The organism is Enhygromyxa salina (genome assembly GCF_002994615.1).
Lineage (GTDB): Bacteria > Myxococcota_A > Polyangia > Nannocystales > Nannocystaceae > Plesiocystis > Plesiocystis salina_A.
Genome location: NZ_PVNK01000286.1, coordinates 19575 through 34452, shown reverse-complemented (window position 1 = coordinate 34452; position 14878 = coordinate 19575). Strand labels below are relative to the sequence as shown.

13 protein-coding genes are annotated in these 14878 nt (G+C 70.9%); 8 read left to right on the top strand and 5 right to left on the bottom strand.

Translation table 11 applies throughout. The annotated features are described in order from the left end of the window. Positions 1 to 10 precede the first annotated feature (10 nt). Entirely contained in the window at positions 11 to 2200 is a 2190-nt protein-coding gene (locus tag ENSA5_RS33305) for a serine/threonine-protein kinase (protein WP_181198420.1), read from the bottom strand. 1 nt (position 2201) lies between these two features. Next, complete coding sequence (locus ENSA5_RS33300) at positions 2202 to 3113, bottom strand: PEGA domain-containing protein (protein WP_181198419.1); 912 nt, start codon at positions 3111 to 3113, stop codon at positions 2202 to 2204. Between the two features lie 169 nt (positions 3114 to 3282). On the opposite strand from ENSA5_RS33300, the gene ENSA5_RS33295 reads away from it, so the two are divergent. The 4 genes from ENSA5_RS33295 to ENSA5_RS33280 all read left to right on the top strand — a co-directional run bounded on the left by ENSA5_RS33295 (position 3283) and on the right by ENSA5_RS33280 (position 6752). Next, positions 3283 to 4248: a nucleotidyltransferase family protein gene (locus ENSA5_RS33295; RefSeq protein WP_181198418.1), complete on the top strand. Its 966-nt coding sequence runs from the start codon at positions 3283 to 3285 to the stop codon at positions 4246 to 4248. 175 nt (positions 4249 to 4423) lie between these two features. After that, positions 4424 to 4927 carry an Hsp20/alpha crystallin family protein gene (locus tag ENSA5_RS33290; RefSeq protein WP_106395756.1) on the top strand — a complete coding sequence of 168 codons (504 nt, stop codon included), beginning with the start codon at positions 4424 to 4426 and terminating at the stop codon, positions 4925 to 4927. A gap of 31 nt (positions 4928 to 4958) precedes the next feature. After that, positions 4959 to 5282, top strand: coding sequence for an Hsp20/alpha crystallin family protein (locus ENSA5_RS33285; protein WP_106395755.1), 324 nt, complete (start codon positions 4959 to 4961; stop codon positions 5280 to 5282). 633 nt (positions 5283 to 5915) lie between these two features. Further along, entirely contained in the window at positions 5916 to 6752 is an 837-nt protein-coding gene (locus ENSA5_RS33280) for a response regulator (protein ID WP_181198417.1), read from the top strand. Here the strand turns inward: ENSA5_RS33280 and ENSA5_RS33275 are convergent. Continuing rightward, a complete protein-coding gene (locus tag ENSA5_RS33275) occupies positions 6703 to 7737 on the bottom strand; it encodes a hypothetical protein (protein WP_106395753.1) in 1035 nt (344 codons plus the stop codon). The genes ENSA5_RS33280 and ENSA5_RS33275 overlap by 50 nt on opposite strands. Positions 7738 to 7785: 48 nt before the next feature. Between ENSA5_RS33275 and ENSA5_RS33270 the strand changes: the two genes are divergently transcribed. The 3 genes from ENSA5_RS33270 to ENSA5_RS33260 are packed head-to-tail and all read left to right on the top strand — an operon-like array spanning position 7786 to position 10607. Then, positions 7786 to 8166: a DUF952 domain-containing protein gene (locus ENSA5_RS33270; RefSeq protein WP_106395752.1), complete on the top strand. Its 381-nt coding sequence runs from the start codon at positions 7786 to 7788 to the stop codon at positions 8164 to 8166. 46 nt (positions 8167 to 8212) lie between these two features. Beyond that, complete coding sequence (locus ENSA5_RS33265) at positions 8213 to 10228, top strand: hypothetical protein (protein WP_106395751.1); 2016 nt, start codon at positions 8213 to 8215, stop codon at positions 10226 to 10228. Between the two features lie 46 nt (positions 10229 to 10274). Beyond that, on the top strand, positions 10275 to 10607 hold the full coding sequence (locus tag ENSA5_RS33260; RefSeq protein ID WP_146156383.1) for a hypothetical protein: 333 nt from the start codon (positions 10275 to 10277) through the stop codon (positions 10605 to 10607). A 136-nt stretch (positions 10608 to 10743) separates the two neighbouring features. Here ENSA5_RS33260 and ENSA5_RS33255 read toward each other — a convergent pair whose 3' ends face one another. After that, positions 10744 to 11916 (bottom strand): class I SAM-dependent rRNA methyltransferase, encoded by a 1173-nt coding sequence (locus ENSA5_RS33255; protein WP_106395749.1) that lies wholly within the window; start codon positions 11914 to 11916, stop codon positions 10744 to 10746. A gap of 103 nt (positions 11917 to 12019) precedes the next feature. On the opposite strand from ENSA5_RS33255, the gene lysS reads away from it, so the two are divergent. Further along, complete coding sequence (lysS, locus tag ENSA5_RS33250; protein WP_106395748.1) at positions 12020 to 13633, top strand: lysine--tRNA ligase; 1614 nt, start codon at positions 12020 to 12022, stop codon at positions 13631 to 13633. A 39-nt stretch (positions 13634 to 13672) separates the two neighbouring features. On the opposite strand, the gene ENSA5_RS38705 is transcribed toward lysS, so the two are convergent. Next, positions 13673 to 14827, bottom strand: a complete 1155-nt coding sequence (locus ENSA5_RS38705; protein WP_106395747.1) for an LbetaH domain-containing protein — start codon at positions 14825 to 14827, stop codon at positions 13673 to 13675. Between the last annotated feature and the right edge of the window lie 51 nt (positions 14828 to 14878).

Sequence of the window (14878 nt, the reverse complement as noted above, 5' to 3'; positions counted from 1 at the left end):
CCCTCCCCCCCTACTTTTCCGCGCGCTCGTCGAGCATGCGCAGGCGCTGCTTGGCCCGGCTCTGGCCGCGCTCGCTCGCGTGCTCGTAGTGGGTCCGGGCGCACTCGTAGTCGAGCACTTTCATGCACGAGTCGGCGACCAGCATGTGAAGGTCTCCGCGCTTGGGTCGCTGGACCAGCGCCCGCTTGGCGTAGCTGAGGGCCTGGCGATACTGGCCGCGGTCGAACTTGATGTTGTGGAGGCCGACGAGGGCGCTGACGCTGCGCCGGTCGAGGCCCAGCGCGCGGTGAAACAGGCGCTCGGCCTTCTTGTCGTGGCCCGCGTTGTAGGCGGCCTCGGCCGCGCGGACCGTGGCGCTGATCTCGGCCCGCGTGCGACCGGATCGTACTTCGGTGTCGGTGCCCATCTTGATCGGGCCCCTCCGCGGTCGACCGTCGATCTCCGAGCTGTCGTCGCCCAGGGCCTCACCTAGCCCGTCAGGGTCGGTGGAGCCTGCGGAGGCTGGATCCTCGAGTTCTTCGATCAGGCGCTCGACGTCGACGGCCACGCGGGCCGGGAGGACACCTTCTTCGTCGGCCATGAGCAGACCCTCGAGCTGCACCTGCGGGTCGTCGGAGGCCAAGCTCGCCAGCGGGGCGACGGCCACGAGCTCGTAGCTGTCAAAGTCGCCCGCGGCCGCGCGCGTGCGCAGATCGAGCAGCGCGACCAGGCTCAGACCGGCGCGTCGGCCCGCGCGCTGATGGTCGGGCGCGAACACCAAGGCCTGAGCATAGAACTCGCGCGCGAAGCCGCGACCACCCGCGCGATCCCAGTAGGTGTCACCGAGCCCGACGAGGGTGCCCGCGAACTCCTCGCGCAGCGCCGCGCTGACGCGGATGGCGTCGGGGATGTCCCGAGCCTCGAACTCGAGCAGCACGCGATAGGCGGTCTCCGCCTGGGGATCGTCGGTCGTCGGATAGACCCAGCGCGCGTGGGCGGCCGCGCTCCTCGCTCGCTCGCGCAGGGCGTCGAGCTCGCGCTGGTCCGCGGCGATGACCTCGGCGCGCGAGTCCGCGTTGGCGACCCAGCCGACCGCCGCGCCGATGCCGACGAACACGACGAGCCCAGCGCCGACGAGGAAGCGACGTCGCTGGACCCGGAGGTCGTCGCTGCGCAGCTCCGCGAGCCCCTCGTCGAGACGACGCTGACGACGCCCGTCCTCGAGCTCGGGCGCGGGGAGCTTGTCCCACGGGGTGCGCAAGCCGAGGTTGAGCTGCAGCTCGATGATCGCGGCCTCGAGCTCGGCCGCGGAGCTGTAGCGATCCGCGGGTCGCTTGGCCATGCAGCGCAAGATCAAGGTGTCGAAGCCGGGCGTCAGCTGGCCCGGAGGGGCGAAGGTGGAGGGCGGCTCGGGCTGGGTGCGAACGTGGTCCTCGCGGAGCCGCCGCTCGTCGTCATGCAAGAAGGGCAGGCGCCCGCACGCGAGCTCATAAAGGGTCACGCCAAACGAGTAGATGTCGGCCCGGGCGTCGGCGTCTTGGCCCTTGCATTGCTCCGGCGACATGTAGGCTGGCGTCCCGCCCCGGTTGGCGTCCTTGGGCCCCTCGAGCAACGCGGCGAGGCCGAAGTCGACGATCTTGACCTGCTCGCGCCCGTCAGCGTCGCGGCCGATCATGATGTTCTCGGGCTTGACGTCGCGATGGACGAAGCCGACCTCGTGGGCGTGCGCGAGCCCCTTGCAGACCTGCCGCGCGATCCCGATCAGCCGCGCGGGCTCGCACGCGGCCGTACCGCGCTCGCCCGCCCGCCCGCGCTGCACGACATAGAGACTCGAGCCCTCGACCAGCTCCATCAGGTACATCAGGCGGCCGTCGGGCAGCTCCTTGTAGTCGAAGATCTCGACGATCCACGGCGACCCGATCTGGCTGATCGTGCGCGCCTCCTCGCGAAAGCGACGCATCCGCGCGACGCTCTCGCTGTAGTAGAGCAGCTTCGCGGCGTAGCGGCGCTCGATGTCGAGGTGGCGGACCTCAAACACCACGCCCATGCCCCCCTCCCCGAGCCAGCGAACGATCTCGAGGCGCGTGCCAGGGATCACGCTGCCGGGGACCAGCTTGGGTCGGCGCTCGCTGTAGGCGTCATCGCCCGTCACGGGCCCGGCGCGCGAGTCGGGCCGGGTGTTGGTCCGAGCGGTGTGCTCATTGGCCGAGACCTCCGACATTTCAGAACCGCCCCTTCCACGACAAGCCGAGGCTGGCCCGGTCCGCGCTGTCATGCTGGGCCCAGACCATCAGACCGATGCCGGTCGCCATCGCGCCCGCGCCCGCAGCTGTGAGACCGATGCCGAGCGGGCGCGTGGCGTAGACGAAGCGGCAGCTGCCGTTGGCGTCGACGTCGGCGCCGGAGCAGCGACCGGACCAGTCCTTGTCGTGCAGCGCGATGAGCGTCGATCCGGCCAAGCTCATCGCAACGCCGAGGCCCATGCTCAGCCACCCGGGCCACTCCGGGCGCCTGCGCGTGGCGAGCAGCTCGAAGTGCTCATGCTCCTCGACGCCGCCGACGACCCACACGGTCCGCGCCTGCGAGGCGCGACCGCGGGTGTTGACCTCGAGCATGTGATCGCCGGCTGGGAGCTCTCCGATCCAGGGCGTGCGACCCCGGGTGTCGCCGTCGATGCGCAGCCGCGCGCCGCTGGGCTCGGAGCTCACGTGCACGCGCCCCGGCGCCATGTCGAGGGCGTCGAGGCGGGTGCACAGCGCGTCGAGATCGGTGGCCAGCTGATCCTCGAGCTCGATCAGGCTGCACAGCTCGCAGCTCGACTCGAGGCGCAGCGGCGAGTCGAGGCGCGGGTCCCACGCGTTCCACTGCAGGACGTAGTCGCGGCTGTCGCCGGCGATCTCGACGCCGAGCGTGGGCGCGTCCTCGCCACAGTCTTCCATGCACGGCGGGGGCTCGCAGGTCTCCGGAAGCATCGCGGCGAGGCTCTCGCGCAGGTGGCCCTGCTCGCGCAGCGGGACGGTGTTGGCGAAGCGCACGCCGACGATTCTGTCGTCCGCGCGCTCCGGCTTCGGCGGCGACGCGAGCAGCAGCGCAGCGAAGGTCGACAGCTCCAGGATTGAGAGCGCGCCCGTCAACGCGCACCGCCCGTCGTGTTCGAGTGCGTATCCATCACCCCATTGTTGGCGAGACTGGCGGCGATCCGCGCACCTCTCTCCGCGCAGCTTCTGCACCGCCGGGGGCTACTGGATACAAAAAGAGCTGATACGCTCGATCGCGCTCATGAGTCGACGATCTCCCCGCGCAATGATCCTCGCCGCCGGCTTCGGCACGCGGCTCGGCGAGCTGACGAAGGTCCGGCCCAAGCCGATGCTGCCGATCTGCGGCGCGCCCCTCGTTCGTTGGTCCGCGCTGTGGCTGCGCGCGCAGGGTGTGCGCGAGATCGTGGTCAACCTCCACCACCTCGGCGAACAGATTGCCGACGAGCTCGGCGACGGTTCGGAGCTGGGGCTCGACATCGCGTACTCCCACGAGGAGGGGCTGATCCTCGGGACGGGCGGGGGCCTGCGCGAGGCCAGGCACCTGCTCGACGACGGTCACGACAGCCCGATCATCGTCGTCAACGGCAAGATCCTCGTCGACCTCGATCTGCGCCCGGTGCTCGAGGCTCACGCCCGCCGCGATGCCGAGGCGACGATGGTCCTGCGGCCCGACGCCGAGGGCATCTGGGGCGGGAGCCTGGCCGCGGATCCGAGCTCGGGCACGCTCGCGACCTTCCTCGGCGAGACCCGGCCCGGGGCCACGACCGGCCCGGCGATGATGTTCACGGGCATCCACGTGATCCAGCCGCGCTTCCTCGATCGCGTGCCCGCCGAGGGCGAGCAGTGCATCGTCCGCACCGCCTATCGCCAGCTCTTCGCCGACCCCCGGGGGATCGACGTCCACACCCACGACGGCTACTGGTGGGAGCACTCGACGGTCGAGCGCTACCTCCAGGGCATCGCCAACCTGCTCGACGGCCGCGCCGCCCTGCCCTGGGCCGAGCGCCCGATCATCGGCGTCGATCCAAGCGCCAAGATCGGGCCCGGAGCCGAGCTCGACCCGCGCGTCCACGTCGGGCCGGGGGCAGAGATCGGCGCGGGCGCCAAGATCGGGCCCTACGTGCAGATCGGTGCCCGAGCAAAGGTCGCGGCAGGGGTCCGAGTCGAGCGGGCCGCGGTCTGGCCGGGCGCGAGCCTCGACCACGACCTCGAAGCTGGCGTCCGGATCTGACAGTTATTGAAGTTTGGCGGGGGCTCTGACCGCGTGAGCCAGCCCGATCTTTGCGGACGTCGACCTCGGGGGTTGACGTCCCAGATGACGTGCACAAGTTCAGCGCGGGTCGACGAAGCCAGCTCGGCGCGGCCGACCCAAGCCAAGCAGGCGAGCGTATCGCCCCCCGAGACTCATGAGCTCGGCGCATCGAAGACCCCGCGACGCGGGTCTCGACCGCCGACTCCGGACCAACCACGCACAGGAGCCAACGATGCTGATCCACCGCTTCAACCCCAACGACCACTTCCGCACCATGGACATGTTGTTCGACGCGATCATGCCCAACGGCCGCCGCGCGACCAACTTCGTCCGCAAGCCCGCTCGCCTGACCCTCGCGGATGAAGAGCAGGCCTTCATCCTCCGCGCCGAGCTCCCGGGCCTCGACCCCGAAGCGCTCGAGCTCTCGGTCGGCGACGACTGGATCGAGCTCACCGCCAAGCGCGAGACCGCGGTCCCCGAGGGCTACACCGCCCTCCGCCGGGAGCGTGGCGCCTACGAGCTCCAGCGTCGCATCAACCTGCCCAAGCGCATCGACCAGGGCGCCGTCGAGGCCCAGCTGCGCGACGGTGTCCTGCGCGTCAGCCTGCCCAAGCACGCCAGCGTCCAACCCCGCCAGATCACCATCAAGGCCGCGTGAGCGCCCACGACCCAAAAAAGGAGCTCTGACCATGTCCACGCAGACCAGCCCACAATCCACCCCCGCGTCCAAGACCGTCGTCCACCCGCTCGTCGACGTGCTCGAGAGCGACAGTGAATTCCTGCTCGTCGCCGACTTGCCCGGCGTCAACAAGGACGCGCTCGGGATCACCGTCAACGGCGGCCAGCTCGAGCTCGAGGCCGAGACCGAGACCCTCGACTACCGGCGCAGCTTCGCGCTCGGTGACGACGTCGACCTCGACGCGGTCGAGGCCAAGCTCGAGTTCGGCGTACTCGAAGTCCACCTGCCCAAGCGCGCCGAAGCCCAGGTCCGCAAGGTCCCCATCAAGGGCTGAGAGCACCTCGCTACCGGTCCAACCCGCCCCCCAAACTAGACCTAGCGAGTACTCGCCGAGAGGCGAGCGTTTGGGGTGAGCGGAGGGGGCTTCGCCGCCGCAGCGAGGGGCCTTTTTGAAAGGCCCCTTGAAGACTAGAAGTCCTGAGTCGAGCGCGCAGCGCTTGATTCAGGACTAGAAAGGAGCGTCGACCATCCGTCCTCGAGCCCCGAGCGCGCCCATCGCGACTCGGGGCTTCGTCGCGAGTACGCGAGCCCGGCCACGCTGGCCTCAGTCTGGCCTTTGAGCTTGCCCGACGGCGCAGGGGCTCGGCCCGGACACGGGCTCGACACCGCCCGCCTCGGGAGCGGGACCGCGGCGACACTTTGCATCAAGACACGAGCGCGCTCGCGCGTCGCTGCCCTCATCCGCTCGAGCTCAATCCCGGCTCGCGCGAAGGCGTGACCAACGTTCGAGCGCCGCCGCGTCGTGCCGCCGAGCCGCGCGTGGGGGCCCATCAACGGTTGAGCCGTCCCCTGGACCAGGATGACGCGGGCACAAAGCGATGGCAGACAGACCCTCCGGTCGAGGCGCCGCGCCCTCCGCTTCGAGTCACCCCGCGTGGCGATCCCGACCGCGAGCCGAGCACCTCGCATGACCACGCCTCACCCACGCCCCGTCGCCCTGGTCGTCGATCGCGAGTCGGAGCAGCGCGAGCTCACGGCCGAGATCCTGGAGTCACTCGGGCACCGCCTCGACCTCGCGTCCTCGCAGCGTGAGGCCGAAGACCGGCTCCGAGACACGCTCTACGACTACGCGTTCGTCGATCTCGACATCCCCTGGGCCCGGGGTCGCGCGCCTCGAATCGAGCGCGGGCTCAACCTGATCGACCACGCGTCGAGGCTGCCGCCCGCGCGTCGGCCCGGGCTGATCGCTACGACCGCGCTCGGCCGCGATCACGAGCTGTGTCGTCGAGCCTTCCACGCGGGCGCCGACGACTTCCTCAAGAAGCCCTACGACCACGAGTCGGAGTGGCCGGCCCCGCGCGTGCGTCGGCTGCTCTCGGTCCACCCCCGGCGTCGCGGGTCGAGCTCGGCCGCGCTGGCCGGGGCGGGCGCGGCGACTTCGATGGCCGAGGACGGGCCCGAGATCCTGTTGATCGGCAACGAGCACCGCCGCCGCTGCGAGCTCGAGATCGACGGCCAGCGCCTCGCGCTCGCGCGCCAGCAATTTCACCTCTTCGCTCACCTGTGCGCCCACGCCCGCCGCCGACCGCGTCAGTTCTTGTCGCCGCGCGAGATCCCCGGCCTCGGCACCGGCCACCGCCAGGCGCTCGGGCGCGTGCGCAAGTCCCTCGAGCAGCAGGTCCCGGGCTTTTGGCCGCGGGTGTCCGAGCGCGACGGCAAGGGCGGCGTCCGCCTCCGCGTGCGACCCGAGGCGATCAGCGTCGCGCCCGGGCTCCGGGACGAGCTCGCGGGGCTGTTCGAGTAGCGGGCCAGCGCAGGCGCTCGCACAGCTCGATCTGTCCGACGTTGCCGTCCATGCCGTTGGTCCCGCGGCGGTCCGCGGGCAGCAGCGAGCTCACGACCGGGGACAGCGAGAACAACCCGATCGCGACGATGCCCGAGACGACCGCGAGCACGCGCAGGGGGTAGTCCTGCACCCGGCAGGCCCGGCGCAAGAACCCACGCAGGCCCGGCGCGAGCTGGGCGAGGCGCACGAGCAAGCTCGAGCCGAGGTACAGCCAGACCCAAAACGAGGTGAAGAAGCTCGAGAAGATGTAGATGCCCGAGACGTCGTAGTTGATCGTCCCGGGCGGGGTCGAGAAGGTCAGCCCGGCGATCGTAATGTCGAGCATGCGATCGAAGTCGAAGGTCTCCTGGGTCAGGCAGCCGACCGCGTAGAGCGAGTCTTCGGGGACCAGCGGCAGCAGCAGGTAGCCCGAGCCCCACAAGAAGCAAAACACGATCGTCGCGGTCGCGACGACGTCGAGGGCCAGCCACGCGAGCTTGCCGAGCAGCGATCGCGTCTCGCTCATCTTGCCGAGCACGAAGCGGCTCTCGACCAGCGAGAGGTAGTCCGGGATGATGTTGGTGACGACCGTCGCCCCGCCGTAGAGCAGCAGCAGCAAGCCGAGGTTGGTGCCCGAGCTCGGCGGCTGCGAGAAGCCGCCCTTGTTCGCGATCCAGACCACGAACGCGGCGACCAGGGCCAGGAACGAGGCCAGCGCCGAGCGCCAGAAGCGAGGCAGGTGGAGCTCGCGCCCGAGCACGACGAAGGTCCGGGTCCGAAACAGGCGGTCGAACCACTCGATGAAGGCCTTGGGCAGCGCGTCGACGCGGGCCTCGGACGGGAGCTCGTCGATCAGCCAGCCGCCGAGCTCCTGCCTCCGCTCGCGGGCCAACATCCGGTCGCCGAACAGGAACAGCACGACGACAAAGCCGACGATGGCGAGGCAGGCGATCAGCTGGTCCATGACCGCAGTTTACGCGCCTGGTCCGCGATACTCTATGGTCCAGGCCTCATGCACCTCTATCGCATCTGTGAAGCCGAGGTCTGGGCCCAGGCTCAGACCGAGGGCGCGCTGCCGCTGTCGGAGCTCGACCGCCGCGACGGCTACGTCCACCTGTCGACGGCGGCCCAGGTCCCCGGCACGCTGCACCGCTTCTTCGCCGGGCGCGACGACCTCGTCGTCCTGACCATCTCTCGCGCGGCCCTCGACGGCGCCGCGCTCCGCTTCGAGGCGCCGAGCCACGCGCCGCATGAGCACGCCGAGCTGTTCCCGCACTTTTATGGTCGCGTGACACTCGGCGCGATCACCCGAGCCGAGGCGCTCACGCTGGGCGAGGGCGGTCACCATCGACTCCCGGACGAGCTGGCCCGGGCGATCGCTGCCCAGCCCTGACCAAGCGCGAGGGTTCCCGGAGGGGAGAAGCCGCTATACTCGCGCAGTGAGCGAGGGCGAGCGAGAAGAGCTGCGAGAGCGGGTCGCGTCGGGCGCCGCGACCGGCGAAGAGCGAGACCGCCTCGCGGTGATCCTCGCCCGGGCGATCCGTGAGCGGGACGACGCCGAGCTCGACGCGATCGAGGCCCTGATCGACGAGCTGCGCGTGCTTGCGAGCGCCGGCTCCGACCGCACCAGCTGCACCGACGCGCTCGCGGGCGCGCTGCTCGACGCTCAGATCCGCGCGTTCGAGAGAGGCGAGGCCGCCGACGCGTGGCGGCGCCTCGACGAGATCCGCGCCCGGCTCCACAGCGGGGGCACGCCCGACCTGCTCCAAGATCGCCTCGCCGCCGCCCTCTACAACATGATCCGCGGCGGCGAGCTGCTCGGCGACCTGGCCATGCGGCTCGCGGCGCTCGAAGAGCTGCGCACCCGATCCTACCGCGACCCTTCGGCCGCCGCGTGTCGCGTCGCGCTCGCCGAATTGCTCGCCGACGAGCTCGCCCGCGCCGCCCGGACCGACGACCCCGAGCGCGCCGGGCGAGCCGTGGCCGAGCTCGAGGGGCTCCACGAGTTCGATCCGGGCGTGGCGATCGCCCGCGAGTACGCCCGCGGGCTGCGCGAGATGATCGCCGCCGAATTCAGTCGTCCGGCTGCGCTCCTCGATCGGCTGCGCACGCTGGCCGCGAGCTTCGAGCTCCCGAGCGGCGACCCGATCCGGGTGCGCCTGGCCGAGGGCCTGGTCATGGCCCACGCCAGCGCGCTCCGGACAGACGAAGAGCTCCTCGCCGAGTCCCTGCGTGAGCAGCTGCGCGAGCTGTGCACGAGCGCTCGAGGCGACGTCGCTGTCAACACTCGCGCGGGTCTTCGCGGCGCCCGAGCGCGCGCGGCGATCATCCGCGCGTTCGGCCAGGCCCTCCACGACGCCGCGGTCTTGGGCCTCGGCTTCGAGTTCGATGGCCTCGACAGCCAGGTCGGATCCACGACAACCCGCGCCGCCCGGGCGCTGTCCGAGCTGCGCCTGCTCGTCGATCACCACGAGACCGACGCCGAGCTCCGTGGCCAGCTGATGAGCGCCCTGTTCCAGGTCCACCGCAACACGATCGAGCGCGACGACGACGAAGCCGCCGAGCTGCTCCAAGCCGAGGCCGACGCGCTCCTGACCCGCGACGACGCGCTGCAGTCGACCGACGACGCCGACCCCGAAGGCCGCGCTCGGCTCCTCGACGCCCCCGAGCACGCGACCAGGGGCCGCGCGCAGCGGGCCCACCGCGTCCGCGCCCAGCTGCGCCTCGACCACTTGCGCATGCTGCTCGCGACCCACGCGCGGGCCGGGGATCGCGGCGACTGGGTCCGCGCCGAGCTCCTGCTCACCCGCGCGCGCAACCTGGTCGATCTCGCCGATTCGCCGCTCGAGATGGTCGAGGTCCTCGGCCAGATGCTGGTCAACGCCCACGTCGACACCGGGGCCGCAAACGACGAGCACAGCGACCAACGCGATCAACACCAGCGCGCGCGCGCGCTGCTGCTCGAGCTGCGCGAGCTGGCCAAGGCCCACCCCCACTCGGGCGCGCTGCAGCTGCACCTCGCGACCGCGCTGTTCAACGCCCACGTCAACGCGGGTCGGCGCCGCGCGAGCGCCCAGGCCGATCGCCTGCTCGACGACCTCGAGCGCCTCCACCGTGATCACCCGGGCTTGCTCGAGCTGCGCCGCCGCCTGGTCATGGCGATCGTCAACCACCACGGCGACACCCTCGAGCGTGAAGACCTCGCGCGGGCCTCGGAGCTGCTCGACCGCATCCGCGCGCTCGTGGGCACGGAAGACGCCGACAACCACCTGCGGATGCAGCTCGCGATGGCGCTCGGCAACAACCTCGCCCACGTCGAGGATCCGGCCAACGACGAGCAAGGCCAGCGCATCATCAATGAGATGCGGGTCCTCGCCGCCCGCGAAGACGCCCCCGACGCGCTCCGGACCCTGGTCCTCGACGAGCTCTCCGATCTGTTCGCGCCGCGGCAGTAATCGCGCTCGCCGCCGCGACTCGCCTTCGCCACGCGACTCTCCACCCGTGCAACCGCGACCCAGCCAAGAAAGAGAGGACGCCGCCCGCAAGTTGGCTGCGCACCATTTCGAGGTCGAGCCCGAACTGCGCCTCGTCGTGTTCCTCGACATTGACCCCGAGGACACCATTACGCTGCTCGAGATCAGCGAATCGACCCCCGCGAGTGGCTCGGTGGAGGCGTTTGTCTTCGCCCCGACCAAGGATGTCCCCTACGTTACGAGGATCGCCGAGGTCACCCCCGAGGAGTACGAAGAGCTGCAACGGGACCCCTCTCGGATCCGGCTGCCTCCCGCTTGGGACCTCACCAAGGCCAAGTTTTTCCGGCGTCAGACGTCATGAGCAACCCGGACCCGAGAGCCGATGAACCATCTCGTGAGGCCTGGCGAAGCCCCCTCCGCTCCCCCCAAACGCTCGCCTTGCGGCTCGCACTAGCAGCTTTTTCAGTTCAGCGGTTGTTCTAGCTCGGGAACCGAGCTCACCGCAGCACGCGGCACAGCGTCGCGACCAGATACTCGCCCTCGGGGAAGCCCAGCGGAGTTGGATGGTCGAAGCCCGCCCCGCCGCGCTCGAGCACGGCGAGCTCGACGCGGGCCATTCGGGCGCCCTTGCGCAAGGTGTCCTCGAAGGCCGCGCGATCGACCTGGCTCGAGCACGAGGCCGCGAGGTACAGCCCGCCGTCGGCGACGATCGGCAAGGCCGCGGCGTGCAGGGCCCGGTAGGCGCCGAGGCCCCGGTCCCGGGTCGCGCGGCTCGGCGCGAAGCTCGGCGGATCGGCGACGACGAGCTCGAACTGCCCGCGCTGCTCGGCCAGCCAGCGCTCGACCGGGGCGGCGGCGCCGTAGTGGCGCCCCGGCTCGAGCTCGTTGAGCGGCCAGGCCCGATCGGCCAGGGCCAGGGCCGGGGCGGCGACGTCGACGGTCACGACCTTGGCCGCGCCGCCGAGCCCGGCCGCGATCGAGAACCCGCCCGTGTAGCCGAACAAATTGGCGACCCGCGGCGCGTACCCGGCCTCGCCCAAGCCGGCCACGAGCTCGCGGACCCGGGCGCGGTTTTGTCGGTGGTCGAGGAACATCCCCGTCTTTTGGCCGCGGACCAGATCGACGAGCAGGCGCATGCCGTGCTCGCGGATCTCGATCGCCTCGGTCGGCAGCCGACCGAACACGGGCTCGACCCGCTTGTGCTCGCCGCGGCCGCTGCGGCGCAGGAGCGTGCGGACACCGAGGCCCGGCAGCCGCTCGCGCAGGAGGGCCTCGATCGGCTCGCGCCAGCGCTCGATCGCCTCACCGTCGCAGCGCAACACGGCGTGCTCGGCGTAGCGATCGACGACGACCCCCGGCAGCCGATCCCCCTCGCCGTGGACCAGGCGGAGGCTGTCGGTCGCGGGCGGGGCCAGGCGGCGGCGCAAATCGAGCGCGCTGTCGAGGCGCTCGGCGAGCAGCTCCCGATCCAGGGCCCGGTCCTCGGTCGTGAACACGCGGACCCCGATCGGCCCGCGCTCGGCCAGCCCGCGGGCGAGGAAGCGCCGCTTGCGATCGAGCACCGTCACGACCTCGCCGGGCTCGGGCAGCTCGCCGACCAGCGCGTCGCGGAAGATCCACGGGTGGCCGCCGCCGACCGCACGCTCGAGCGCTTTGCCCAGCTCGACCACCTGGCCCCGTGAGCGACGAGTGCGTGAACCCGACATTGGCACGCACAGTCTTGGTTCAGCTCGGCTCGACAGACAAGGGCTGATCGCTCATGCTTCGCGGCCCATGGCACCGTCCGACCCCTACTATTCGCACTGGGCCGACCACGCGGCCCTGCGGACGATCTCGGCCCACCCGGACGCCGAGATCTACACCGTGGCGGCCGGGATCACGCCCTCGGGCGTGGTCCACATCGGCAATTTCCGCGAGATCATCACCGTGGATCTGGTCGCCCGAGCCCTGCGCGACCAGGGCAAGCAGGTCCGCTTCATCTACTCCTGGGACGACTTCGACGTGTTTCGCAAGGTCCCCGTCGGCATGCCCGAGCAAGACATGCTGCGCGAGAACCTGCGCCGCAGCATCGCCGACGTGCCCGACCCCTACGGCGACCACGACAGCTACGCCTCGCACAACATCGCCCGGCTCGAGCGCAGCATCGAGCCGCTCGGGATCGACTGCGAGTTCATCCGCCAGTCCAAGCGCTACCGCGCGGGGGACTACGCGAGCGGGATCCGCGAGGCCCTCGAGCAGCGCGAGACGATCCGCGAGATCCTCAACCAGTATCGCCGCGAGCCCCTCGCCGCCGACTGGCTGCCGCTCGCCGGCTTCGACCCCGAGACCGGGCGCGATGACTTGAGCTTCGCCTGGGACGGCGAGTGGACCGTGACCTACACGGTCGAGTCCACCGGTCGCCAGGGCGCTGTGGATCTGCGCGAGGGCGGCGACATCAAGCTCCCGTGGCGGGTCGACTGGCCGATGCGCTGGGCCTACGAGGGCGTGATGTTCGAGCCCGGCGGCAAGGATCACAGCTCCGACGGCGGCAGCTACGACACCGCCAAGCAGATCGTCGATCGGGTCTACGGCGGCTGGGCGCCGCAGTACGTCGCCTACGACTTCGTCTCGATCAAGGGCATGGGCGGCAAGATCTCGAGCTCGTCGGGCAACGTCGTGACCGTCGACGACTGCCTGAGCATCTACGAGCCCAAGCTCCTGCGCTGGCTGTTCGCCTCGTACCGGGCCAACACCGAGTTCGCGATCAGCTTCGACCTCGACGCCCTGCGCATCTACGAGGAGTACGACCGCGCCGTGGCCCTCGCCCACGAGCCCGACGACGGCGGGCGCAAGGACAAGAAGCGCCGCGTGGCTCGGCGGACCCTCGACCTCGCCGATCCCGACGGCGCGCGCGTCGAGCCCGGCACCGCGCCGCCCTTCCAGCCCAGCTTCCGGCCGCTGTCGATGCTCCTGCAGATCTACGACGGCGACATCGCCCGGGCCCGGGCCCACTACGAGCGCAGCGGTGAGCTGAGCACTGCGCGCGAGGGCGAGCTGTTCGAGCGGCGGGCCCGCTGTGTGTGGAATTGGATCGAGCGCTACGCCCCGCCGGAGTTTTGCTATCGGATCCGCGCCGAGGCGGTCAGCCGCGAGCTCGACGCGGACCAGCGCGTCGCCCTCGAGCGCCTCGTCGCGGCGCTCGAGCACAACCCCAAGGCCAGCGACAGCGAGCTGGTCCCGGCGATGAAGCAGCTGTTCGAGGGGCTCGAGCTCGGGCCCAAGCAGTTCTTTCCGCTGGTCTACGATCTGCTGATCGATCGGCCCAAGGGGCCCAAGCTGACCACGCTGATCACCGTCATGGGCATCGAGCGCGCGCTGCCGCTGCTGCGGGCGTCGCTGCCCCACTGATCGGAGCTGATCGGAGCTGATCGGAGCGGCCCCGGAGAGTCAGCCCGGGCTCGGGGCCGGCTTCACAGCGTCGGCCTGGGCGACGACACGCGCGACGATCTCCGCCAACCACGCGCGCCCGGCCTCGAGCTGGGTGTCGGACAGGCCCTGAACCCACTCGACGTGATCGGGTCCGCCGGGTGTCAGGGCCCAGGGGCAGCGCGGGAGCTCGCCGAGCTCGAAGCTCGGGGCCTGACCGCCGCGCTCCTCGACGAAGCGCGCGAGCTGCTTGCGGCGCTCGGCGATCGCGAGCTCGATGACGGCCGCCCCCGCGGCGACCGGGGTCCGATCGACATCGTCGGGCGCGAGGCGAGCGAGCCGAACCTCGCGGTACCACTGACGCAGCGCGAACAGCTGCGCGATGTAGGCGATGTTCTTGCGCAGCCGCGGCTGGAGGCGGTCGCGCCAGGCCGGCCGCAGCTGACGCTCGACGGCCCGAGTCTCACGCAGGACGAAGGAGCCGTCGTCGACGTCGCGGCGCACGACCTGCCCGGCCGCGACGACCGAGCCGTAGCCGACCTGAGCCGGGCCGACGACGCCCCCGAGCCCGCCGAGGAACACCCGGTTCTCGCGCAGGAACACCCCGCGGACCACGTCGCCGATCAGCGAGGGCGTGGCCTTGTCGCCGCGCTCGCCCCAGGGCGTGAAATTGAAGTGGATGAAGCCCGAGCCGACCTCCGAGTGGTCGCTGCGCGAGGTCCCGCCGGCCATCAGGCAGTCACAAAAATTGATCACGCTGCCGAGGGTCACGAACGACAGCAGCAAGGTGTGCTTGAGCCCGACGCAGTGGGCCGTCGACGCCTGCTCCTCGAGCAGGGTCCCGGGCCGGACGTGGGCGTTGGCCCCGAGCCGCGCCCCGCCGAGCAACGCCGCGCCCTCGACGTAGCCGCTCGCTATCGAAGCGCCCGAACCGAGCGCGCTGTCGACCACGACCGCCGGACCCTCACGCCCGACCTCGACCCCCGGACCGAGGAAGCAGCGCGCGCCCTGCAAGCGCGTGCCCGGATGCAAGGTCACGCCTGCGTAGATATTGCCGAGCTCGACCTCGGGGCCGACGAAAGTCTGGCGCGGGTCGATGATCTTCACTCCGCGCTCGGCGAGGGTTGCGAGGCGATCCTCGAGCTCGGTGACCGTGTCTGGCGATGCGGCGCTCACGGCCCGCGGCTATAGCACGGCGGCGCAGCAGCGGGCATCCAGCGCGCGGTC

Coding starts and splice junctions, on each gene's coding strand:
- ENSA5_RS33305 (WP_181198420.1), bottom strand. CDS start 2,200: ATGTCGGAGGTCTCGGCCAATGAGCACACCGCTCGGACCAACACCCGG.
- ENSA5_RS33295 (WP_181198418.1), top strand. CDS start 3,283: ATGATCCTCGCCGCCGGCTTCGGCACGCGGCTCGGCGAGCTGACGAAG.
- ENSA5_RS33290 (WP_106395756.1), top strand. CDS start 4,424: ATGAGCTCGGCGCATCGAAGACCCCGCGACGCGGGTCTCGACCGCCGA.
- ENSA5_RS33285 (WP_106395755.1), top strand. CDS start 4,959: ATGTCCACGCAGACCAGCCCACAATCCACCCCCGCGTCCAAGACCGTC.
- ENSA5_RS33280 (WP_181198417.1), top strand. CDS start 5,916: ATGACCACGCCTCACCCACGCCCCGTCGCCCTGGTCGTCGATCGCGAG.
- ENSA5_RS33275 (WP_106395753.1), bottom strand. CDS start 7,737: ATGGACCAGCTGATCGCCTGCCTCGCCATCGTCGGCTTTGTCGTCGTG.
- ENSA5_RS33270 (WP_106395752.1), top strand. CDS start 7,786: ATGCACCTCTATCGCATCTGTGAAGCCGAGGTCTGGGCCCAGGCTCAG.
- lysS (WP_106395748.1), top strand. CDS start 12,020: ATGGCACCGTCCGACCCCTACTATTCGCACTGGGCCGACCACGCGGCC.